The following is a 22,715-nucleotide window of genomic DNA, read 5'->3' on the forward strand; positions in this document are numbered from 1 at the left end:
GACCCTACGTCTGATTTCAAGTCAGGTGCATTAAACCGAGCTCTGCCAGCTATCCGAATTGTTCTACAATTGTGAGTGGCTAAGCTAAGCTTTGTTGCCTCCCCGAATTGAGGATGCGAATATTAGTGACGTTTTAAGGGCTTGTAAAGCCCTAATTAAACAAAATGTTCTGATTGAACATTGTTTGAACGGATTGTACGCATTTACATCAAGTTACGAATTAGAATAATAATTAAATACGGTATTACTTGAAAAAGTGAACCAAACACCATACAAAGACACTATAAGTAATTAACTCTTTTTAACTTACTCTTAGGAGACGACAATGGAACAGAGAACTATCTATAGTAGTGCGGGTGAAGCTTCTGCATTACAAACCAACAAAGTACTGCGTAATACGTACATGTTGTTGGCTATGACATTAACGTTCAGCGCAATTTGCGCCGGTGTTGCCATGTCAATAGGATTAGGTCAAGGCGCAGCTATGATGATGAGTATAGGTGCCTTGGTGATGATCTTTTTCTTAAACAAAGCAGCACAAAGCTCAATGGGTATAGTGTTTGTGTTTGTATTTACCGGACTATTAGGTGCGTCTTTAGGCCCAATGTTAAACTATTACGCTGGTTTTGCCGGTGGAGCAAGTTTGATTATGCAGGCATTTGGTACCACTGCCTTAGTATTTTTTGGTTTATCTGGTTATGTATTAACTACTAAGAAAGACTTCTCTTTTATGGGTGGTTTTTTATTGGTGGGTTTGATTGTGGCAGTAGTGGCTTCAATCGCTAACATATTTATGGGTATTCCTGCATTGAGCTTGGCCGTAAGTGCAGCCATAGTGTTTATTATGTCTGGCTTTATCTTGTATGATACTAGCCGCATTATTAACGGTGGTGAAACCAACTATATTCGTGCAACTGTTTCTATGTACTTAAATATCTATAACCTGTTCACTTCTATCCTGCATTTATTAGGTGCTTTTGGTGGAGATGATTAATTCATTATTGAATTGAGTTTTTAGACGCCTCAGCTTGCTGGGGCGTTTTTTTATGACTCTTTTATATGGTACATTGCCAAACTATGTCATCTTTTACTTTATTAGTTACATCCGCCCCATTTTCACAACAAAACGCTTACAGTGCCTATCGTTTTGCCCTTGCCGCTGTGCAGTCAAAACATAAGGTAAATGGTATCTTTTTTTATCAAAGCGGTACCCTGAATGCGTCAAGTTTACAGGTCATTCCCTCTGACGAATTTAACTTATTCGACGCTTGGCAAAAATTTTCACTGGAGCATCAGGTACCTTTAATGGTGTGTGTCAGCGCTGCGAGTAAAAGAGGCATCATAACCACTGAAGATGCTAGAGATTCTGACAACCCACATTTTAGTTTAACTGCACCTTTTGAATCAGTAGGTTTAGGTGAGTTAGCAAACTTAATTAATGATAGTGATAGGTTGATGCAATTTTGAGCCAGATATCAAAGATAGCCATCATCAACAAATCGGCACCGTATGGCTGCTCTAACGGTCAAGAAAGCTTAGACATGGCAATGGCCATGAGTAACTTTGCCCAAGACGTGAGTGTGTTTTTTATCGAAGATGGGGTGTTACAATTATTGGCTTCACAAAACGCCGCAACAATTGACGCTAAAGGGTATTCTAAAACCTTCCCCGCCCTTGAGTTTTACGACATAGAAAACATTTATGTGTGTCAACAAAGCTTGCAGCAAAGAGGCATTAGTAGCGAACAATTATGTATCCCGGTGACACTTATTGAATTTGAAGACCTAGGCGACCTTTTAGCGTCACAACAACATGTGATGAGCTTTTAATGATTTTACATAAAATAACCTTAAGCCCATTTACTCATCTAGCCCTAGAACATTGTTTGCTACGAATACATAGCTCAGACGGTTTACTACTCACTCAAGACGCCGTTTATGCCGTTATGAACGAAACCTTGATTTCCAAGCTCGCAGAACTCGACTCAGTCTACGTGCTTCAAGAGGATGCACAGGCTCGTGGTGTGCAGGTGGCAAATGATAAAATACAACTGATAAGTTACACGGGCTTTGTTGAACTCAGTCTACAATATGACAAAGTTATGAGTTGGTAACATCAATGGACTATTATTTTGAATTTTCAGGTCAATCTATTGCGACAGATAAAGCGGGTTATTTATTGAATGTACAAGACTGGCAAGCAGAGATGGCCCCTACTTTAGCCCAAACAGAAAATATTGAGCTTACCGATAATCACTGGGAAGTAGTCAACTTTGTACGCCAGTTTTACCTTGAATTTAATACCAGCCCAGCGATGCGCGCCTTAGTCAAAGCCATGGCCAACGAATTCGGCCCAGAAAAAGGCAATAGCCGTTATTTGTTTAAACTTTTCCCCAAAGGCCCAGCTAAACAAGCCACTAAAATTGCAGGACTGCCTAAACCTGCTAAGTGTTTGTAGTGCAATATCCTCAATGCGAAAAACAGTGGCAACTCATTCCTGAGAATACTTTTAGCAAGCGACATATCAAACAGTGATTAACATTCAAATACTGTATTGAATGTCATCAAGCTATTATGCCCATTGTCCGAATTAAAGGGATAAAAACCAAATTTTGCAGAGTTGAAGTAACTGCACTAATCTTGGTAGGCACTTAGATTATTATGAGAATTTAGTATGGAGAAATATAAACATGATGACTTAGAAATTTCTTGGTATATGTGGAAAAAACCGGATATTGCTTGCCCTATTAGCAAATTCAAGCAGAATTTTTTTGTATCCGAAGTTCCAGGCTATCAAAATTTCACCTACTTTCAACGCAACTCCTACCTGCAATCCAATGTGCCTTTAATACATATTCAAACATCAAGTCAGAAATTTCGTGGGAAAGTAATACTGAATAATAAACCTAACCTTGAGTCAAACTGGAAGTTTGGTTGGCTTCAAAGTATAAGAGAATCCGAACATACCGGCACATATAGTGGCGGACAAAAACTCTACATGAAAATAGCCCCGCTACCGATCCGCGATGTTCAGGATTCTTCATCTTGGCCATTCAGTGACACACCAAAACAATTAACGGAAGTTCATAGTCTGTATAAAGTTAAATCAGAAGACGAGCCAATGCATTACTTTCCTATTACCTACCCTGGCACAGCCAACTCTTACCTTGTTTGCAGTTCTGGAAAGCTCAACTTTCTCACGGCTCTTTGCTGCTATCGTAAGCTGGACAATTGTTTGATAGCTTTGGGAGCGTATAAATGGACAATTGACTTTGGATCTTCTTATCATTTGAACGCTCAGATCAAATGGAAACCAAATGGAATGGGACTTATTTGTAATAAGATAACGCACCCTCCCGCTATAGTGAATATAGCAGGACCCAAAATATCAACTCAATTGTGGGGTGCTGAAAAGCTATCACTAAGTAAAGAGGATGCTTTTGAAAATATGAAAGAAAGTTTTAATGGCAAAGACTGGACGCGGATGACTGACCATACCGACGATGAGGGACCGAAAGGCACTAGTTGGGCTCCGTTAACTATTTAGTCAAATCAGTTGTTACTTTTTCATTAAAAATGAAAAATCACTTAAATGCCCCAAGGGTAGTACTAATAAACAGTACACCTTTGGGAATGATAATAAAGCTAGTCACTCTAGCCAATTTTTTCTATGCCACCCAAATAAGATTGCAATACCTTAGGAACTGCAACTGAGCCATCAGCTTGTTGACTGCTCTCAAGTATTGCTACTAAATAAAAAGGTAAAAAGGGGGCTGAGTCAATTTAAATGTTATTTTGTGAATTCATTAGGGTTACTAACATAGATAGTCATGATAATTTACCCAATTACAAAAACGATCTTTCCTACTAACGCCAATAGTCCAAGTCACCGCCATTGTTCCCGCATTTAAAATTTCAGCAAAAAAGTAGGTCGTAAAGCAGGGATGCTTTTTGAAAAAAGGCATGCGGACGCCGCGCGGGATGCCGTGTGCGTAGCACATAAGTGAACGAAGTGAATCATAAACACAAAAACAAAAAAAGGTGAGCCAAAGCTCACCTTCCCAAACTCAATTAAAACTAAAACCCAACCTCTTAGCCAATCTTCTCCAACCCACCCATATAAGGCTGCAACACTGTTGGCACAGTAACCGAACCATCAGCTTGTTGATAGTTCTCTAATATAGCCACTAGAGTACGTCCTACAGCTAAACCAGAGCCATTCAAGGTATGTAATAACTCAGGCTTGCTACCATGTTCACCGCGAAAACGTGCTTGCATTCTGCGGGCTTGGAAATCCAACATATTTGAACAGGACGAAATTTCACGGTAAGTGTCTTGGGCCGGGATCCACACTTCTAAGTCATAAGTTTTACAGGCACCAAACCCCATATCACCTGTACACAACAACATTTTACGATACGGTAATTCAAGTAATTGCAGCACTTTTTCAGCGTGTGCGGTTAACTCTTCTAAAGCATCAAACGAATTGTCTGGTGTGGTCAGTTGCACCAATTCTACTTTTTCAAATTGATGTAAACGGATCAAACCACGGGTATCACGACCGTGCGAGCCCGCTTCACTGCGAAAACAGGGGCTAAACGCAGTCATCTTTAACGGCAAATCTTTCAACTCATAGATTTCATCACGAGCAATATTCGCCAAAGGGACTTCTGAAGTAGGAATAAGTGACAACCCCTGCCCCTCTTCAGTGGCCGGTTTGGTATGAAAGGCATCATCCATAAATTTAGGAAATTGACCTGTGCCAGTCATGCTTTCATGGTTAACCAACAAAGGAATATTCGTTTCTTCGTAACCATGCTCCTGAGTATGTAAGTCCAACATAAATTGAGCAATAGCACGATTTAGTCGTGCCACTTGACCACGCATCACAACAAAACGAGAACCAGCTAATTTTACCCCAGCTTCGAAATCGACCCCTTTGTTAAGGTTAGCTCCTATGTCCACATGATCTTTGATGTCAAAATCAAATTCACGGGGTGTGCCCCAACGACTGATTTCAAGATTGTCATTTTCGTCTTCACCTTGAGGTACACTGTCGTCAGGTAAATTAGGAATAATTTGTGATTTAGCGGCTATTTCGTCTAACAATACAGCTAACTCAGCTTTGGCCGCGTCTAGTTCGTCACCGAGTTTGCCAACTTCAGCTAATAGCGGTTGAATATCTTCACCGGATGCTTTGGCCTTGCCAATAGACTTAGAACGTACATTACGCTCATTTTGCAATTCTTGGGTTTTGATTTGCAATGACTTACGCTTTTCTTCTAATTCAATAAAGGAATTTACGTCTAATTCAAACCCTCTTCTTTTGAGTTTTTCTGCAGTTTGTTGAATATCGCCACGTAAATATTTTGGATCTAACATTTTGTTTTATCTAACCTTTAACTAATTGAGTGCCTAACCATGCTGCAAATAAACAGCACAATACATTTAATGTTACGTTAATTGCTGCTTTGAACCACAAACCTTGTTGAAAGAGCATTAACGTGTCTACTGAGAATGTGGAAAATGTGGTGAGTGCACCAAGAAAACCAATTCCGATTGTTGTTCGCCATAGCGCCGCTTCTAATTGACCATGCTCCAGCAATGAATACAAAAAGCCTAGAAAAAATGACCCTACAATATTGACCAGAAGTGTACCAAAAGGAAAGCCTTTGCCAAACCATTGAAGCATCAGTTGTGAAAGAAAATAACGCAAACAGGCGCCCGTTGCCCCACCCACTGCGATAAAAATATACATAGTTACCGTTTGCATATTAATTATACCTACGCTGAGTACTGTGCAAATCAAGATCCTTTAGAAACTTCAATTTTTCTTGGAGCTTTTTCTCTAAGCCGCGAGAGCTAGGTTGATAATATTGGGTATCACTCAATGATTCAGGAAAATAGTTTTCTCCTGCTGCGAAGGCGTGATCCTCATTATGAGCATAGCGGTATTCTTTGCCGTAACCTAAGTCCTTCATTAGACTAGTCGGAGCGTTTCTCAAGTGTTCTGGAACTGCACAATCTGGGGTGTCTTGGGCATGTTTTACCGCTGCTTTAAATGCCATATACACTGCATTACTTTTTGCAGTACTTGCACAATAAAGTGTGGCTTGGGCAATCGCTCGTTCCCCCTCAGAAGGACCGACACGATGAAAAATATCCCATGCGTTTAAACAAATTTGCATGGCTTTTGGATCGGCATTGCCTATGTCTTCTGTAGCGATAGCCAATAAACGTCTGGCCACATATAAAGGGTCGCACCCTGCGACTAACATCCTAGCGTACCAATACAAAGCAGCATCAGGTGCAGAACCACGAACCGACTTATGAAAAGCGGATATTAAGTCGTAAAATTGATCACCATTTTTATCATATTGCGCAACCTTTTCGCCAACCGCCAATTTTACCATCTCAACGGTTAAGATTTTGTCTACTGAGTCTGAGGGCAAAAAATCAGCGCTGAGTTCCAAATAATTTAGCAAACGCCTAGCATCACCTGCTGCCATATCAATCAGCATAGACTTAGCGTATTCATCTAAAGTGATTTCAGCCAGACCCAGTCCACGTTTTTTATCCGTTAACGCTTGTGTGATGACCTCACTAAGATCATCTTCGCTTAAACTTTTGAGTACATATACTCTGGCTCTAGATAAGAGTGCATTGTTTAATTCAAAGGAGGGGTTTTCAGTAGTAGCACCGATAAAGGTCACAGTCCCATCTTCAATATAAGGTAAAAATGCATCTTGTTGGCTTTTATTAAAGCGGTGTACTTCGTCAACAAATAAGATAGTGCGCTTTTTGTGTTGGCTGGCATAATGTTTGGCGTTATCAATGGCCAAACGAATATCCTTCACACCACTACTAACCGCTGATAAGCGTTCAATATGGGCTTGGCAATGATTGGCGACCAACTCTGCTAGAGTCGTTTTACCTGTTCCTGGCGGCCCCCACAAAATCATAGAATGGCATTGGCCTCGCAACAAGGCTGCCCTTAAAGGTTTATCTGGACCAATGATATGTTGCTGACCAAAATATTGCTCGATAACCTGAGGACGCATTCGCGCAGCTAAAGGGGCAAATTGCGCAACTGAGTCGTTATTATCTGCAAAGTCAAATTCTGCGGTCATGGTTAGCGCTGGTCGTCCAGCTCATAACCTTCAGGCATGACAAAAATAAAGGTATCTGCAGGTAATGTTTTATTTTGTTGTATATCACTGAACCTCAACAGGCTTTTTTGTTGTTGTCCATCTTGGCTTTCAAGCTCTACTAATTGCTCGCCGTTAAACAATAATCGTAATGACTCAATACCACCATTGGGTTCAAGGGGTGTAATGATAAATTGGCTTGCTACTTGATTCACCTCAAACTCTTGCCATTTACTGCTGTCGGGATTAGTTAACAAAATAAGTGGATTATTCTCAAGTGCGGCATCTGCGCCATAAACAACCACTTGCTCTAAAAAGGGGTCCACATTCCAGATATTATCGCCATCAGCCAATAACACACTTTCGTTGGGTTCAAACAATTCCCAATATAATTTGTTGGGTTGTTGCAACACTATTCGACCACTGGCCTGTTGCAGTATTGTGTTCTCAATATCGACTACGGTTTGAGTGAAATTAGCTTGGTAGCTCGCCAGTAACGCCAGCTTCACTTTAAGCTGCTGTTTAGCATTTATATCAGTTGCCAAGGTAAATGGGCTGGTAAAAACCACCACGAAAAATAACAATAGTGGCCCTAATCGGGTTTGTTTGTTCATTTAATATTACTTCTTGTAGGGTTAATCTCTCGGGGCGGCAGCGGCTAATACTTCACGGTTGCCATTATGCCCAGGTGAAGTTACGACGCCACTTTGTTCCATTTGTTCCACTAGTCTTGCGGCACGATTGTAACCAATTCTGAATTTTCGCTGCACACCTGAAACCGATGCTCTTCTACTTTCAGTCACAAAAGCCACCGCCTCATCATAAAATACATCGTATTCTTGATCTGAATCCTCTGGTTGCTCACCTGGTAGCAGAATTTCGGCACTTGCATCACCGTTCAAGATTTCATCTATATATTGAGGGGCACCACGTTTTTTCCAATCGGCTACTACCGCATGGACTTCGTGATCGTCCACAAAAGCACCGTGAATACGCGTTGGCACCCCCGTTCCTGGTGGCAAGTACAACATATCACCAGCGCCTAGAAGTGCTTCAGCCCCACCTTGATCGAGGATAGTACGAGAATCAATTTTAGAGGACACCTGAAATGCAATACGAGTAGGAATATTCGCTTTAATTAACCCAGTAATCACATCAACAGAAGGCCTTTGTGTGGCCAACACTAAGTGAATACCTGCAGCACGGGCTTTTTGCGCAATACGTGCAATTAGCTCTTCTACTTTTTTACCAACAATCATCATCATGTCGGCAAATTCATCTACGATAACTACAATAGCGGGCAGTTTTTCTAAAAAAGGCGCTTCTGTTTCCATGCTTTCTTCAAACTTCCACAATGGGTCTCGAATAGGCTCACCGGCTTCAATAGCATTTAGCACTTTGGTGTTATAACCCTTTAAGTTTCTTACTCCTAAGGCTGACATCAATTTATAGCGACGTTCCATTTCTCCCACACACCAACGTAATGCGTTGGCGGCTTCTTTCATGTCTGTGACCACTTCAGCTAATAAATGCGGGATACCTTCATAAACCGACAGCTCCAACATCTTGGGATCGATCATTATCATACGCACATCTTCGGGCGTTGATTTGTATAACAGACTTAAAATCATCACGTTGACACCAACTGACTTACCAGAGCCAGTTGTACCCGCAACGAGCAAGTGAGGCATTTTCGCCAAATCTACTACTACAGGTTTTCCTGAAATATCCGCGCCTAACACCATAGTTAAAGGTGAATCAGATGACTGGAATACATCGGTACTGATCACTTCACTTAAACGCACCATATCGCGTTTTTTATTGGGTAGCTCTAGGCCTATTACCGATTTACCGGGTATGACTTCAACAACACGCACCGAAATTGCTGACATGGAACGGGCTAAATCTTTTGATAAGGTAGTGATTTTACTCACTTTGACGCCTGGTGCTAAGTCCATTTCAAAACGAGTAATCACGGGTCCAGGATACACCCCCACTACTCGCGCTTCAATGTTAAAATCAGCGAGTTTGGCTTCGAGCAAACGAGACACAATTTCTAATTCTTCAGGCGTAATTGGATTTTTCACTTTATCGGCGCGCTCTAGCAGATCAAATGACGGCATAGCACCCTGCTCACTGTCCTCCATTACATCTGGTGATGATGCAAATGGCGCATCGCTGATGACAGGTTCAACCTTAGGAGACTTCCTTGCCAGACTAATTTTCTGTTTTAATTCACTGATGGAAACTGGGCTTTTCTTGGGTGGTTCATCTAAAATACTTTGCGGCACCACCGGCTCGGCTGAATAACTTGGCTCATGCTGTTTTTCAAAACTGTTATTTTCGGATTCAGAGCCCCAAAAATCATTATCCGTAGAAGCTAAAGTGGCTGGTTCAGGTTCGGACTTTTTAAAGGACAACAGTGGAATAGACGACCCCTTAATTTTAGCAGGGGCCTGATAAATAAAACGGCTAAAGCCTATAGCCATCTCGCCGATTTTATCAACTATGGCAACCCATGAGACCCCGCTTAACAAGGTAAAACCTGTACAGAAAAAACACAATAGCAAAAGGGTTGTACCTACCATGCTAAAATAGGGAATCAGCGACGAACTCAGTACATCCCCCACCATACCGCCTGATGTGTAATTATAAATATCTTCCACATTCAAGCTTAATAACCCAGTCGCACCTAATACTAATAAGATTACTCCTATTAGACGTAAACCTATGGTGAGGTAGTCAATCTCTAGTAAGGTTTTGGTTTGTTGGAATAAAAACCACCCCAAAAAAGCACAACAAAATGGCAAGCTATAGGCAAAAGAGCCTAGGGTAAAAAATAAGATATCAGCAAACCACGCCCCAATTGGGCCTACCCAGTTATGCACATCACTTTGCAATCCTGCTTGACTCCAACCTGGATCCGCTGGATGAAAAGATGCCATGGCTAACAATAAAAAAAACGCAAAGACACAACTAACAATCATGCCTACTTCCATAATTCTTTGAATGCCTGTGAGTCGCGCCATATAAATAGTTATCTTTTCTTAAATGTTATTCGTGTAAGCCCATAAGATACCAGTGCCGTACTAAAAATCCTAGTTTGCATAAAGCTTTCGCTCGGTAATTAATCAATACTAGGGCACTAATATTATTTCAAGCTAATTTTTACCTGTGTTGACTCCTTTATCTCCTCCATAACCACATAAGTCCGAGACTCACTCACACCAGGTAAGCGAAGTAAGGTATCCCCAAGTAATTTTCGATAACTAGACATATCTGCAACACGCGCTTTAAGTAAAAAGTCGAAATTACCTGATACAAGATGACATTCTTGAATATCTTCGTGCTTTCTCACGGCAGCAGAAAATTCTTCAAATATATCTACAGACGTTTTTGTTAAGGTGATTTCCACAAAAACTAACATAGCCGCACCCAACAATGAAGGATCGACGCGGGCATGATAACCGGTAATATACCCTTGCACCTCCAGCCTTTTAACTCTTTCCAGGCAAGGGCTAGCGCTCAACCCTACCTTACTTGCAAGCTCTGAATTAGTGATTTTTCCATTCTTTTGCAGCTCAATAAGAATGTTTCTATCGATTCTATCAAGATGCTTAGGCGTTTTGATTAACATAGAATATACCGAAAAACTTAGATTTATCGGAATATTATACTTTTGAATGTCTGAATACCCAACAACTTACTTCAAATATTCACTTATAATTTTTTCTTTTTGAACTATCCCTAAAATTGGAGCGAGACATGTTAATCGGTGTACCTAAAGAAATTAAGAACCATGAATATAGAGTGGGTTTGACACCGGCCGCAGTCAAAGAGTTTGTCCATCATGCCCACCAAGTATGGGTTGAAACTCAAGCTGGACATTCCATTGGATTTACTGACGAGCAATATATTGAAGCTGGCGCCGAGATCATTGCTACACCAGACACAATTTTTGCCAAAGCGGATATGATAGTAAAGGTCAAAGAGCCGCAGCCAAACGAATGTCGTATGTTAAGACCCGGCCAGACCCTATATACCTATTTGCATTTGGCACCCGACCCTGAACAAACTAAGTTATTAATCGAATCTGGCGCAACCTGTATTGCCTATGAAACGGTGACTGACAATAGAAATACTCTGCCACTTTTAGCTCCTATGAGTGAAGTCGCCGGGAGAATGTCGGTGCAAGCTGGGGCGCATTATTTAGAAAAAGCCCAAGGGGGTAGCGGCACTTTATTAGGCGGAGTTCCAGGTGTAGCACCAGGAAAAGTACTCGTCATTGGCGGCGGCGTAGTAGGCTTGAATGCGGCGAAAATGGCAATGGGTTTAGGTGCCGATGTGACCATACTCGACCGCTCTTTAAATAGACTACGTGAACTAGACGACATTTTTGAGGGACGTCTTGCCACAGTCTTTTCAACAACTGAAGCCATTGAATATTATTCATCTCGAGCAGATTTAGTGGTTGGAGCAGTTTTGGTGCCAGGTGCCGCAGCGCCTAAGTTGCTTAATCGTGAACATATAAAACAGATGAAACCAGGTTCAGTGGTAGTAGACGTGGCGATTGATCAGGGAGGTTGTTTTGAAACCTCTAAAGCCACCACCCATCAAGATCCTGTTTATATTATCGACGATGTAGTGCATTACTGCGTTGCCAATATGCCCGGTGGTGTCGCACGTACCTCGACTATGGCACTTAACAATGCAACCCTACCCTTCGGACTTGCTCTGGCGAATAAAGGCCCGAAACAGGCCATGTTAGATGACCCGCATTTATTGAACGGCTTAAATGTGCATCAAGGTAAAGTCACTTACAAAGCAGTAGTAGATGCTTTAGGCAAAGAACTTAACCTTGAATATATGGATGCTAAAACCGCGTTAGAAACTCTTTAAGATTAAAGAATTGAGTTATTAATCTCGATTAAGGTTGCGAGTGGGTCGGCTGATTGGGTAATCGGTCGACCAATAACCAAATAATCTGAGCCGGCTTGAATGGCTTGTTTAGGCGTCATAATACGCATTTGATCGCCTTTACTTGATCCTTCAGGTCGAATTCCTGGGGTAACGAGTTTGAAATCTTCACTTATATTGGATTTGAGTAGTGTTGACTCTTGTGCCGAACACACTACTCCATCTAACCCACAGTCGTGAGTCAATTTGGCAAGTTTTAATACTTGTTCTTCTGGTGTTGAATCAATTCCGATAGCCAATAATTGTTGTTGATCCATGCTGGTCAATACTGTCACTGCAATGAGCAAAGGTTTATTAGTCGAAAATTTTTCAAGGCTCTCTTTGGCATATTCCATCATTTTCGGGCCACCTGATGCGTGCACATTTACCATCCACACACCTAAGTCTGCTGCAGCTTGGCAAGCCTTAGCGACAGTATTAGGAATATCATGAAATTTAAGATCTAAAAATACATCATAGTTTTGTTCAACAAGCTTAGTGACAAAACCAGGACCAAAATGGGTGAACATTTCCTTACCCACTTTTAATCGACACATTTGAGGATCAAGCTTAGCAACAAAATCTTCTGCCTTATCTTTTTGATCAAAATCAAGTGCCACAACGATTTTTGGATCTTTATTTGTACTTGCCACGCCACTATTTATCAAACTACTCTCCGTCTAAGCCTTTAATTGGTTTAACCACACCCCATTTTTTGCATGAAGGGCATAACCAATGAATTTTGCTACCGGCAAACCCACAGCTATGACATTTATACTTAGGGCGTTGTTCTATTTGTTCTTCTACTAATTCTTTCAGTAATAGCAAACTATTGGTTGATTGCTCATGATCTTGTAAATCAATGTATAGGCCCATTAAAGTTTTGAAACCTTTCATGGTAGGGTGTTTCTTTAATTGTTCTAACAATACTTGCGCGGCATTGGCTGTATCGCCGTCTTTTGCCATAAGTTTGACTTTAGCCAAGTAAGCCGTGGCACATTGCTGCCAGTATTCATCTAATACTTTATTCAGTTTCACTTCGTCATTTAAATGCTCAGCACATTCTTCAATTAATGGCACGGCCTCACTTAGCCAGCTCACATCTCGACTAGGAATTTCACTCAAACAATCAATAGCGTCACTGTATTTTTGTTGTTGCATGGCTATTTCGCCTAACATTAGCCAAGGACGAACAGACTTTTCATCGGCAAGCACTGCTTTTTTGAGGTTCGCTTCTGCTTCGTCTAAACGATTGTCTTTTATCTCAATACTGGCCTGTTCACAGTAAAAATGTGCGACACGATTACATAACTCGTCACTGTCACCTCCTGCCCCTATCATCTGTTCTGCCAGTTCAATCGCTCTTTGCCACTCTTTGGTGGTTTGATAGATATTGAATAATTGCACTTGTGCATTTATAAAATGCTTTTGACTGTTTAAGAGTTGTAAAAAGGCATTTTCTGCACGCTCTAAGAATCCGGCCAAAATATAATCTCGCCCCAATTCGTATAAAGCGGATTCTCTTTGCAGTGCTGAGATTTGTTCTTTACTGACCAAATTTTGATGCACTCTAATCGCGCGATCAAGTTCACCTCTGTGTCTGAAAAACTTCCCCATGGCAATATGGGTTTCGACAGTATCACTGTCTAGATCAATCATTTTAATGAGTGTATCTACCGCTTTGTCGGGCTCATCAGACAGTAAAAAGTTTAAGCCTCTATAATAATGCTTGGCCAAAATACTGGAATGTCGTTGCTGTGCTTGACGAGCACTGTTGCGCCCCATCACCCAGCCATATCCGGCAGCAACGGGTAACAATAGGAAGAGAAGTTCTAACATTATGTAGCGTTAGTAGGCAGTGAAAGTTTTTTGTTTTTGCGTTCTAAGCTGCCAATACGCCACTTTAATCGCAAAATATAACCAATAATCAGTAACACTGAGAAAATAATACCTAACAAAAACGTTACGGCTAATAACACTGACATACGCATTTCTGTCTCGGCCAATATATAGTTTATCGAGACGAGGTGACTATTCTGTGAACCGACAAATCCCGCGATAACAAGCATCAACAAAATAAAAAGTAATAACAATAATCCTTTAACTTTCATTTAGCCCCCTTTGGGTTATTTAATCTAAAATGACTTTGATTGCTAGCTTGGTTTTGATTACGGCTTTGATTGCTCAATGTGGTCTACAAAATGAAGTGAAATAACATTGTCTTAACTCTAACAAAAACGGCACCCTAATTGGAGTGCCGTTTTTAAAAAATATGACTAAAAGATCAACTCACTAAACTTTCGTTGACTCTTTCTCGTAATTCCTTGCCCGGTTTAAAATGTGGAACGTACTTACCGTCTAGTTTCACAGTTTCACCCGTTTTAGGATTACGACCAACACGTGGTGCGCGATAATGTAAAGAAAAACTACCAAAACCTCGAATTTCGATACGTTCACCTTTTTGTAAGGTTTGCGCCATCTGTTCTAGCATTTCTTTTATCGACGACTCCACGTCCTTGGAAGGGACCTGACGCATCTTATCGGCCAGTCTTTCTATAAGTTCTGACTTAGTCATTAAGTAAACTCTCCGTCAATTAAAAAAGCTGTTAGTACCGATAATAAGCGCGTTATATTATTTGTCAAAACTATTCATGTTTCAAAAATTAAATAACACGCTTGTGTATGACGTCAATTAGTCGTTTTTAGCTGCTTTAAATGCATCAGCAAAAGCGTTAGTGAAACCAACTTCTTCTTGTTGATTTACTTTATCAAGTGCATCTTTCTCATCTGCGTGGTCTTTTGCTTTAACAGATAAGTTAACGATACGATTCTTACGATCAACGCCCATAAATTTGGCTTCGATTTCTGAATCAACGCTAACAACTGTTGATGCATCTTCAACACGGTCACGTGCTAAATCACCTACGCGGATATAACCTTCAACTTCTTCAGCAAGCTTAACGGTTACGCCTTTAGCGTCAACTGCAGTAACAGTTCCAGTTACTATAGTGCCTTTCTTAGTATCAGCGATGTACTGATTGAAAGGGTCTTCTTCAATTTGTTTAACACCAAGAGAGATACGTTCACGCTCTGGATCAACTTGAAGAACAACTGCAGAGATTTCATCACCTTTCTTATAGTCACGAACCGCTTCTTCGCCAGTCTTATTCCAAGAGATATCAGACAAGTGAACTAAACCATCTATGCCGCCATCAAGACCGATGAAGATACCAAAATCAGTGATTGATTTGATTTTACCACTAACTTTGTCGCCTTTGCTTTGTGCTTTAGCGAACTCTTCCCAAGGGTTAGGTATACATTGTTTAAGGCCAAGAGAAATACGACGACGTTCTTCGTCAATTTCAAGCACCATAACTTCACATACGTCACCAAGGTTAACCACTTTAGATGGGTGAATGTTTTTGTTAGTCCAATCCATTTCTGAAACGTGAACCAAACCTTCAACACCGTCTTCGATTTCTACGAAACAACCGTAATCAGTAAGGTTAGTCACTGCACCGCTTAATTTAGCGCCTTCAGGGTAACGGTTTGCAATTTCTTGCCAAGGATCGTTGCCCATTTGTTTCATACCAAGAGAAACACGAGACTTCTCTTTGTCGAATTTCAATACTTTAACGTTGATTTCATCACCAACATTAACGATTTCACTTGGGTGCTTAACACGTTTCCAAGCCATATCTGTGATGTGTAGAAGACCATCTACGCCACCTAAGTCAACAAACGCACCGTAATCTGTAAGGTTCTTAACGATACCTTTAACTTCATGACCTTCTTCAAGGTTAGCAAGAAGCGTATCACGTTCTGCACTGCTTTCTGCTTCGATAACAGCACGACGAGAAACAACAACGTTATTACGTTTTGCATCAAGTTTGATAACTTTAAATTCTAATTCTTTACCTTCAAGATGAGTCGTATCGCGAACTGGGCGTACGTCAACCAATGAACCAGGTAAGAAAGCGCGAACTGTGTTCACTTCAACCGTAAAGCCACCTTTAACTTTACCGTTAATAATACCTATGATGGTTTCTTTTTCAGTATAAGCTTTTTCTAATTCTACCCAAGCTTCATGGCGTTTCGCTTTTTCGCGAGATAAAATTGTTTCACCGAACCCATCTTCAATGGCATCCAAAGCAACATCAATTACATCACCAACGGCAACATCTAGCTCGCCTTCGGCGTTTCTAAATTGTTCTACAGGGATGGCGCTTTCAGACTTAAGACCAGCATCTACAAGTACGATATCTTTATCAATTGATACGATAGTACCTTTAACGATAGAGCCAGGACGGGTTTCGATTACTTTTAAACTTTCTTCGAATAGATCAGCAAAATTTTCAATCATAGTGTTTTAATAAGTTTCTTTTTGACATCCACGTTACAATCCAGTGAGCGCGGGGTTGTTATTCATAACCAAATCATCCGTAATTTGGCAAATTTTTACTACTTAACTATTTACTGAAGTAGTTTTTTCAGTTAGTTTCTCTTCAATAAATAGTTCAATCTTTTCAATCACTTGCTCTACATTCAACTGGGTTGAATCAAGAACTAATGCGTCTTTTGCCGGCACTAAAGGGGCTACGGTTCGATTTGCATCTCGCTCGTCGCGTGCTTTTATGTCATCCAAAAGGCGCAGTATGCTAACATCATGTCCTTTATCTTTCAACTGCTTAAAGCGTCTATCGGCACGCTCTTCGGCACTAGCGGTTAAAAATATTTTGACTTGGGCTTCAGGAAAAACCACAGTGCCCATATCTCGCCCATCGGCCACTAAACCTGGCGCCTGTTTAAAACCTCTTTGGCGTCTAAGTAAAGCTTCTCGAATGGAAGGCAATGCGGCTATTTTTGACGCCGTAGCGCCCACTTCTTCAGTGCGAATAGTGTCACTGACATCTTCACCTTCTAAAATCACCCTTACGCCATTGTCTGTCGTTTCGAAATTTACATCTAATCCTGATGCTAGAGGTAACAAACCTATTTCGTCGTCGGCTGGAATTTGATGATGGAGTGAGGCAACAGCCAAAACTCGGTAAATAGCTCCACTGTCTAAGAAGTGCCAGCCAAGCTTTTTTGCCAGTAAAGTACTGGCCGTTCCTTTACCTGCTCCGCTTGGCCCATCTATGGTGATGACAGGTTCTGTGTACATGCGCTCTCCTGAGCTGAATAAAATCGGGCGCAATTATACGGATAGATGCTAGATAAGCAATGACACTATGGTTACAATTTTTTAACCCTAAATGTCTGCAGGTCAAAAACAGCTGAAATAAAGGGGCAAGCGCCCCTTACTAGATGCAACTGCCCCTATAAGATTACTTACAAATAGTGGCAAAGCGATCAAAATAATCAGGAAAGGTTTTAGCGGTGCAACCTGGATCATTAATGGTCACGGCTGTATCACTTAAGGCAACCAGAGAAAAACACATAGCAACACGGTGGTCATTGTAAGTATCAATCTCAGCATGCGTTAACTGCTTTGGCGGGGTAATAGTAATATAGTCTTCACCTTCTTCTACCGTCGCACCTACTTTGCGAAGTTCACAACTCATTGCCGCTAAGCGATCAGTTTCTTTTACACGCCAATTATAGATATTTCTAATGGACGTTGTACCCTTAGCAAAAAGTGCCGTGGTGGCTATGGTCATAGCCGCATCGGGAATATGATTCATATCTAAATCAACCGCCGTTAATGGCGCACTTGTAACTTCGATATAGTCATCTTGCCAATTGACTTTTGCGCCCATTTTTTCCAATACTTCGGCGAAACGAATATCACCTTGAATACTGTTCTTACCAATACCAGTGACTTTGACTGTACCGCCTTTAATCGCCCCTGCAGCTAAAAAATAAGAGGCCGATGATGCGTCACCTTCCACCATAAAATGACCAGGAGCAAGGTAGTCTTGTTGTCCTTGAACCACAAAGCGTTGATAATTTTGATTCTCAACCTTAATGCCAAACTGAGCCATGGTATCTAAGGTAATATCGATATAAGGTTTCGACACTAACTCACCACTGATTTCAATAGTAGTATCTTCCTTAAACAAAGGTGCACTCATCAACAAAGCCGTCAAAAATTGACTAGAGACACTGCCATCTACCGTCACGCTGCCACCTTGTAGTGCATGACCTTTAATCAATAAAGGTGGATAAGCCTCATTTTTTAAATATTCGATGTCAGCCCCAGCTTGGCGTAAAGAGTCAACTAAGGCACCAATTGGACGTTCTTCCATACGAGGCTCACCGGTTAGTTCAAACTCACCGCTACTACATGCAAGGGCAGCACAGAGTGGCCGCATAGCTGTACCGGCATTCCCTAAAAATAAAGTAACGGGTTCAGGCACATTGAACACTCCCCCATTGCCTGTTACCCAACATTGGGTTTTACAATCAGATAAACGATAATTTACATTCAACTTAGTTAAAGCATTCAGCATATGGTGAATATCTTCACTGTCTAACAAATTAGTGAGGTGGGTTTCACCTTTTGCCAATGCAGCAAGCAATAACGCGCGGTTAGACAAACTTTTTGAACCAGGTACATTCACTGTCCCATCCACTTTATTTATGGGTGAAAGAAGTAATTGTTCCATTATTTGTATCTCCTAGCGAAATCTCGCATAAATTGGGTTAGTACTATGACACCTTCTAATGGCATAGCATTATATATACTGGCACGCATGCCACCTACGTTGCGGTGTCCCTTAAGAGCCGTCAATCCAGCCTGTTCAGACTCGCGAATAAAAATAGCGTCCAGTTCAGCATTAGGAAGATGAAAGGTGACATTCATTTTTGAACGAAAATTTGGATGTACTTTGTTTAGATAAAAACAACTTTCATCGATACAGTCATACAATAACGCCGCTTTTTTAGCATTTTTCTCAGCGATACTAGCCACACCACCTTGCTCTTTAAGCCATTTAAATACTAAACCAGCTAGATACCATGAATAAGTAGGCGGTGTATTGTACATGGAGTCGTAATTAGCCATTGTTTTATAATGCAAAAACGTAGGCGTTTCAGGCATTGCATAATCTAATAAGTCATCTCTCACAATCACCACAGAGAGCCCAGATGGCCCAATGTTTTTCTGGGCACCGGCATAAATCACGCCGAATTTAGAGACATCTAATGGTTTAGACAAAATATTGGATGACATATCTACGACCAGTGGCACATCGCCACAATCGGGAATGTCATTGATTTCAATTCCATCTACCGTTTCATTTGCACAATAATGAAAATAGGCACTTTTTTGATCAATTTGGTTTTCTGTAATACTGGGGACAGTACTTAAGCCCTCTTGCACTTCCACTTCGCCCACTACTTTGGTATTCAGAAACTTGCTGGCTTCGCTTAACGCACCTTCAGACCAAGAGCCAGTCAGCAAAAATGCGCCCGAATCCCCTCTTCCACGCAAGTTCATAGGTACCGCAGAAAACTGACCTCGCCCACCACCTTGGGCAAACAATACCTTGTAATTATCAGGCACATTGAGTAATTCTCGTAAGTCTTGCTCTGCCGCTTCGGCCAATGCAATGTACTCTTTGCTGCGATGACTAATCTCCATCACAGAACGGCCCATAGATTGCCAATCTAAAAACTCAGCTTGTGCTTTTTGCATTACCTCTACAGGTAACATGGCGGGACCCGCACAGAAGTTATAAATTTTTGTCATTTAGCTACCAAAAAAAACGAGCGGCATCAGCCACTCGTTATTGTTTTTATTTATGGGTATTAGCACTCATAAATCAGTTAGTTTCCATATTTTTCAATATAAAAAATTGGACTCACTTATTCATCTTTGTTTTCTTCAGTGGTGTCATCTGCGTCGTCGCCTGCACTTTCGACAGTACTTGCTTCAATCACTTCAGTTTCTTCACCTTCAAGCAATTCACCTTCAGGCACTTCGATTTCGTCGATACGTTGTAAACCAACCACATGTTCACCTTCAATGGTGCGTATTAAGCGCACACCTTGAGTGTTACGGCCAACAGTTGAGACTTCTTCAACATGGGTTCTAACAAGTGTACCTTGGTCACTGATAAGCATGATTTCATCACTCTCATTAACCTGCACCGCTCCGACAACTTTTCCGTTACGCTCTGACACTTTGATTGATACCACACCTTGAGTCGCTCGACTCTTAGCCGGGTAATCAGCAATGGGTGTACGTTTACCAAAGCCATTTTCAGTAGCGGTCAATATCGCGCCATCACCTTTAGGTACAATCAAAGAAATCACTTTTTGCCCTTCTTGCAAGCGAATACCACGCACACCTGTCGCAGTTCTACCCATAGGACGTAGTGCAAGTAATTCTTCACCTGTTTCAGGATCAAGTTTCACATTACCTGTATCAGCTTCACGTTGTTTCTCGTTAAAACGAACCACTTTACCTGCATCAGAGAACAACATAATGTCGTCATCACCGTGAGTGATGTCAACACCTATCAACTCATCACCTTCATTCAAATTAACGGCAATAATACCGTTAGCTCTTGGGCGTGAATATGAATTTAAAGCGGTTTTCTTCACTGTGCCATTTGCAGTGGCCATCAATACGTATTTACCTTCTTCAAATTCTTGAATGGGTAAAATAGCGGTAATTCGTTCATTTTCTTCAAGAGGAAGAATATTCACTATTGGACGACCACGGGCGTTTCTGCTGGCAAGAGGTAATTGATACACTTTTAACCAATACAAACGACCACGTGTAGAGAAGCACAAAATATGATCATGGGTGTTAGCCACTAATAACTTCTCGATGAAATCTTCATCTTTCATCTTAGTAGCAGATTTACCGCGGCCACCACGACGTTGTGATTCATAATCATTGAGTTTTTGATACTTAACGTATCCTTCACGAGACAAGGTCACAACAACCTCTTCACGTTCAATTAAATCTTCAATATCTATGTCATGTGAGGCTGCAGTAATAACAGTACGGCGCTCATCGCCGTATTCATCACGTACTTTCTCAAGCTCTTCACGAATCACTTCCATCAATCGTTCAGGGCTGCCTAAAATGTGTAACAACTCAGCAATTACTTCAAGTAACTCTTTGTATTCTGACAATATCTTGTCATGTTCCAAACCAGTTAACTTGTTCAAACGCAAATCAAGTATCGCTTGCGCTTGCTGTTCTGTTAAATAATACAATCCATCACGAATGCCATACTGGGGCTCTAACCAATCTGGACGTGCCGCATCATTGCCAGCGCGTTCAAGCATCTCAGCAACATCACCTAAAGACCAACCTTGAGCGGTCAAAGAGACTTTGGCATCTGCTGGACTTTTAGAGGCTTTGATCATTGCAATGATAGGATCGATATTAACCAGAGCAATGGCCAAACCTTCAAGGATATGAGCACGCTCACGGGCCTTTTTCAGTTCGAATACAGTACGTCTAGTAACGACCTCGCGGCGATGCAATACAAAGGCCTTTAAGATATCCATCAGGTTAAATATCTTCGGCTGGGTCTTATCTAACGCCACCATATTGATGCCAAATACTGTTTGCATTTGGGTTTGCGAATACAAGTGGTTTAAGAGTACTTCAGCAGACTCATTGCGTTTGACCTCTACCACAATACGCATACCGTCTTTGTCAGACTCGTCACGTAGGGCAGAAATACCTTCTATCTTTTTCTCTTTAACCAAATCAGCGATTTTTTCAATTAATCGTGCTTTGTTCACCTGATAAGGAATTTCGTGAACAATAATGGTTTCTTTACCATTATCTTCAGTTTCAATTTCTGCGCGGGCACGCATATATATTTTGCCGCGACCAGTACGATAGGCTTCTTCAATCCCTTTTCTACCACTTATAAATGCAGCAGTCGGAAAATCAGGTCCCGGAATATATTCAATTAACTCTTCGATGGTTAATGCAGGGTTGTCTATCAGCGCAATACAACCATTCACCACTTCTGTTAAGTTATGTGGTGGAATGTTAGTAGCCATACCTACGGCTATACCTGAAGAACCATTCACTAATAAATTAGGTATTCTAGTCGGCAATACGCTAGGGATAAATTCCGATTCGTCGTAGTTAGGTACAAAATCAACGGTTTCTTTTTCTAAATCGGCCAATAATTCGTGGGCAATTTTTGCCATACGAATTTCGGTGTAACGCATTGCAGCCGCGGAATCACCGTCAACCGAACCAAAGTTACCTTGCCCATCGACTAACATATACCTTAGAGAAAAAGGCTGTGCCATACGAACAATAGTGTCGTAAACGGCTGAATCACCATGTGGGTGATATTTACCAATTACATCACCTACCACACGGGCAGACTTCTTATAAGGTTTATTAAAATCATTTTTTAATTCATTCATGGCAAATAAAACGCGGCGATGAACCGGCTTTAAGCCATCTCGTACATCAGGCAGCGCCCTGCCAACAATTACACTCATCGCATAGTCGAGATAAGAGTTTTTAAGTTCTTCTTCTATATTAATTGGAAGAATTTCATGGGCGTGATCAGTCATATACAGCCTTGTCCCTAGTCGTTATTATTAGAATATTAAATAAGCAAAACTCGTTTGGTCAATTTTAAGCTAGGACTTAAAATTAGGTTTACGTTTTCACCCG

At 41.1% G+C, this 22,715-nt stretch carries 22 protein-coding genes; 7 read left to right on the forward strand and 15 right to left on the reverse strand.

What is annotated here, in order from left to right:
• Positions 1-325 precede the first annotated feature (325 nt).
• The 6 genes from AAC000_RS19280 (at position 326) to AAC000_RS19305 (ending at position 3,546) form a co-directional block, all read left to right on the forward strand.
• Entirely contained in the window at positions 326-994 is a 669-nt protein-coding gene (locus AAC000_RS19280) for a Bax inhibitor-1/YccA family protein (protein ID WP_339725072.1), read from the forward strand.
• An 83-nt stretch (positions 995-1,077) separates the two neighbouring features.
• Positions 1,078-1,467 carry a sulfurtransferase complex subunit TusD gene (tusD, locus tag AAC000_RS19285; RefSeq protein WP_339725074.1) on the forward strand — a complete coding sequence of 130 codons (390 nt, stop codon included), beginning with the start codon at positions 1,078-1,080 and terminating at the stop codon, positions 1,465-1,467.
• Positions 1,464-1,829 (forward strand): sulfurtransferase complex subunit TusC, encoded by a 366-nt coding sequence (gene tusC / locus AAC000_RS19290; RefSeq protein ID WP_339725076.1) that lies wholly within the window; start codon positions 1,464-1,466, stop codon positions 1,827-1,829. Before tusD ends, tusC begins: the two co-directional genes overlap by 4 nt.
• Entirely contained in the window at positions 1,829-2,113 is a 285-nt protein-coding gene (tusB, locus tag AAC000_RS19295) for a sulfurtransferase complex subunit TusB (protein ID WP_339725078.1), read from the forward strand. Before tusC ends, tusB begins: the two co-directional genes overlap by 1 nt.
• Positions 2,114-2,118: 5 nt before the next feature.
• Complete coding sequence (locus AAC000_RS19300) at positions 2,119-2,457, forward strand: TusE/DsrC/DsvC family sulfur relay protein (RefSeq protein ID WP_339725080.1); 339 nt, start codon at positions 2,119-2,121, stop codon at positions 2,455-2,457.
• A gap of 216 nt (positions 2,458-2,673) precedes the next feature.
• The gene (locus AAC000_RS19305; RefSeq protein ID WP_339725082.1) at positions 2,674-3,546 is read left to right on the forward strand and encodes a hypothetical protein; all 873 of its coding nucleotides are present in this window, start codon (positions 2,674-2,676) and stop codon (positions 3,544-3,546) included.
• A 545-nt stretch (positions 3,547-4,091) separates the two neighbouring features.
• Here AAC000_RS19305 and serS read toward each other — a convergent pair.
• From serS to lrp, 6 genes are all read right to left on the reverse strand, one after another.
• Positions 4,092-5,381: a serine--tRNA ligase gene (gene serS, locus AAC000_RS19310; RefSeq protein WP_339725084.1), complete on the reverse strand. Its 1,290-nt coding sequence runs from the start codon at positions 5,379-5,381 to the stop codon at positions 4,092-4,094.
• Between the two features lie 10 nt (positions 5,382-5,391).
• Positions 5,392-5,772: a fluoride efflux transporter CrcB gene (gene crcB, locus AAC000_RS19315; protein ID WP_339725085.1), complete on the reverse strand. Its 381-nt coding sequence runs from the start codon at positions 5,770-5,772 to the stop codon at positions 5,392-5,394.
• Position 5,773: 1 nt separating this feature from the next.
• Entirely contained in the window at positions 5,774-7,129 is a 1,356-nt protein-coding gene (locus tag AAC000_RS19320) for a replication-associated recombination protein A (RefSeq protein WP_339725086.1), read from the reverse strand.
• A 2-nt stretch (positions 7,130-7,131) separates the two neighbouring features.
• The gene (lolA, locus tag AAC000_RS19325; RefSeq protein WP_339725087.1) at positions 7,132-7,761 is read right to left on the reverse strand and encodes an outer membrane lipoprotein chaperone LolA; all 630 of its coding nucleotides are present in this window, start codon (positions 7,759-7,761) and stop codon (positions 7,132-7,134) included.
• Between the two features lie 21 nt (positions 7,762-7,782).
• On the reverse strand, positions 7,783-10,176 hold the full coding sequence (locus tag AAC000_RS19330) for a DNA translocase FtsK 4TM domain-containing protein (protein ID WP_339725088.1): 2,394 nt from the start codon (positions 10,174-10,176) through the stop codon (positions 7,783-7,785).
• Between the two features lie 122 nt (positions 10,177-10,298).
• Complete coding sequence (lrp, locus tag AAC000_RS19335) at positions 10,299-10,784, reverse strand: leucine-responsive transcriptional regulator Lrp (RefSeq protein ID WP_339725089.1); 486 nt, start codon at positions 10,782-10,784, stop codon at positions 10,299-10,301.
• A gap of 128 nt (positions 10,785-10,912) precedes the next feature.
• On the opposite strand from lrp, the gene ald reads away from it, so the two are divergent.
• Complete coding sequence (gene ald / locus AAC000_RS19340; RefSeq protein ID WP_339725091.1) at positions 10,913-12,046, forward strand: alanine dehydrogenase; 1,134 nt, start codon at positions 10,913-10,915, stop codon at positions 12,044-12,046.
• Between the two features lie 2 nt (positions 12,047-12,048).
• Here ald and pyrF read toward each other — a convergent pair whose 3' ends face one another.
• From pyrF to gyrA, 9 genes are all read right to left on the reverse strand, one after another.
• Complete coding sequence (pyrF, locus tag AAC000_RS19345) at positions 12,049-12,771, reverse strand: orotidine-5'-phosphate decarboxylase (RefSeq protein ID WP_339725092.1); 723 nt, start codon at positions 12,769-12,771, stop codon at positions 12,049-12,051.
• 1 nt (position 12,772) lies between these two features.
• Positions 12,773-13,942 carry a lipopolysaccharide assembly protein LapB gene (lapB, locus tag AAC000_RS19350; protein WP_339725093.1) on the reverse strand — a complete coding sequence of 390 codons (1,170 nt, stop codon included), beginning with the start codon at positions 13,940-13,942 and terminating at the stop codon, positions 12,773-12,775.
• Positions 13,942-14,214, reverse strand: a complete 273-nt coding sequence (locus AAC000_RS19355; RefSeq protein ID WP_339725094.1) for a LapA family protein — start codon at positions 14,212-14,214, stop codon at positions 13,942-13,944. The genes lapB and AAC000_RS19355 overlap by 1 nt, the downstream gene beginning before the upstream one ends.
• Positions 14,215-14,387: 173 nt before the next feature.
• The gene (ihfB, locus tag AAC000_RS19360) at positions 14,388-14,678 is read right to left on the reverse strand and encodes an integration host factor subunit beta (protein WP_007637269.1); all 291 of its coding nucleotides are present in this window, start codon (positions 14,676-14,678) and stop codon (positions 14,388-14,390) included.
• A 117-nt stretch (positions 14,679-14,795) separates the two neighbouring features.
• Positions 14,796-16,466: a 30S ribosomal protein S1 gene (gene rpsA, locus AAC000_RS19365; protein WP_339725098.1), complete on the reverse strand. Its 1,671-nt coding sequence runs from the start codon at positions 16,464-16,466 to the stop codon at positions 14,796-14,798.
• A 102-nt stretch (positions 16,467-16,568) separates the two neighbouring features.
• Positions 16,569-17,267 (reverse strand): (d)CMP kinase, encoded by a 699-nt coding sequence (cmk, locus tag AAC000_RS19370; protein ID WP_339725099.1) that lies wholly within the window; start codon positions 17,265-17,267, stop codon positions 16,569-16,571.
• A gap of 163 nt (positions 17,268-17,430) precedes the next feature.
• Complete coding sequence (aroA, locus tag AAC000_RS19375) at positions 17,431-18,711, reverse strand: 3-phosphoshikimate 1-carboxyvinyltransferase (RefSeq protein WP_339725100.1); 1,281 nt, start codon at positions 18,709-18,711, stop codon at positions 17,431-17,433.
• Positions 18,711-19,796 (reverse strand): 3-phosphoserine/phosphohydroxythreonine transaminase, encoded by a 1,086-nt coding sequence (serC, locus tag AAC000_RS19380; RefSeq protein WP_339725101.1) that lies wholly within the window; start codon positions 19,794-19,796, stop codon positions 18,711-18,713. Before serC ends, aroA begins: the two co-directional genes overlap by 1 nt.
• Before the next feature lie 116 nt (positions 19,797-19,912).
• The gene (gyrA, locus tag AAC000_RS19385) at positions 19,913-22,612 is read right to left on the reverse strand and encodes a DNA topoisomerase (ATP-hydrolyzing) subunit A (protein ID WP_339725102.1); all 2,700 of its coding nucleotides are present in this window, start codon (positions 22,610-22,612) and stop codon (positions 19,913-19,915) included.
• Positions 22,613-22,715: the final 103 nt, after the last annotated feature.

Origin of the sequence: uncultured Paraglaciecola sp. (genome assembly GCF_963977085.1) — a bacterium.
In the GTDB taxonomy this organism is placed as follows: Bacteria; Pseudomonadota; Gammaproteobacteria; order Enterobacterales; family Alteromonadaceae; genus Paraglaciecola.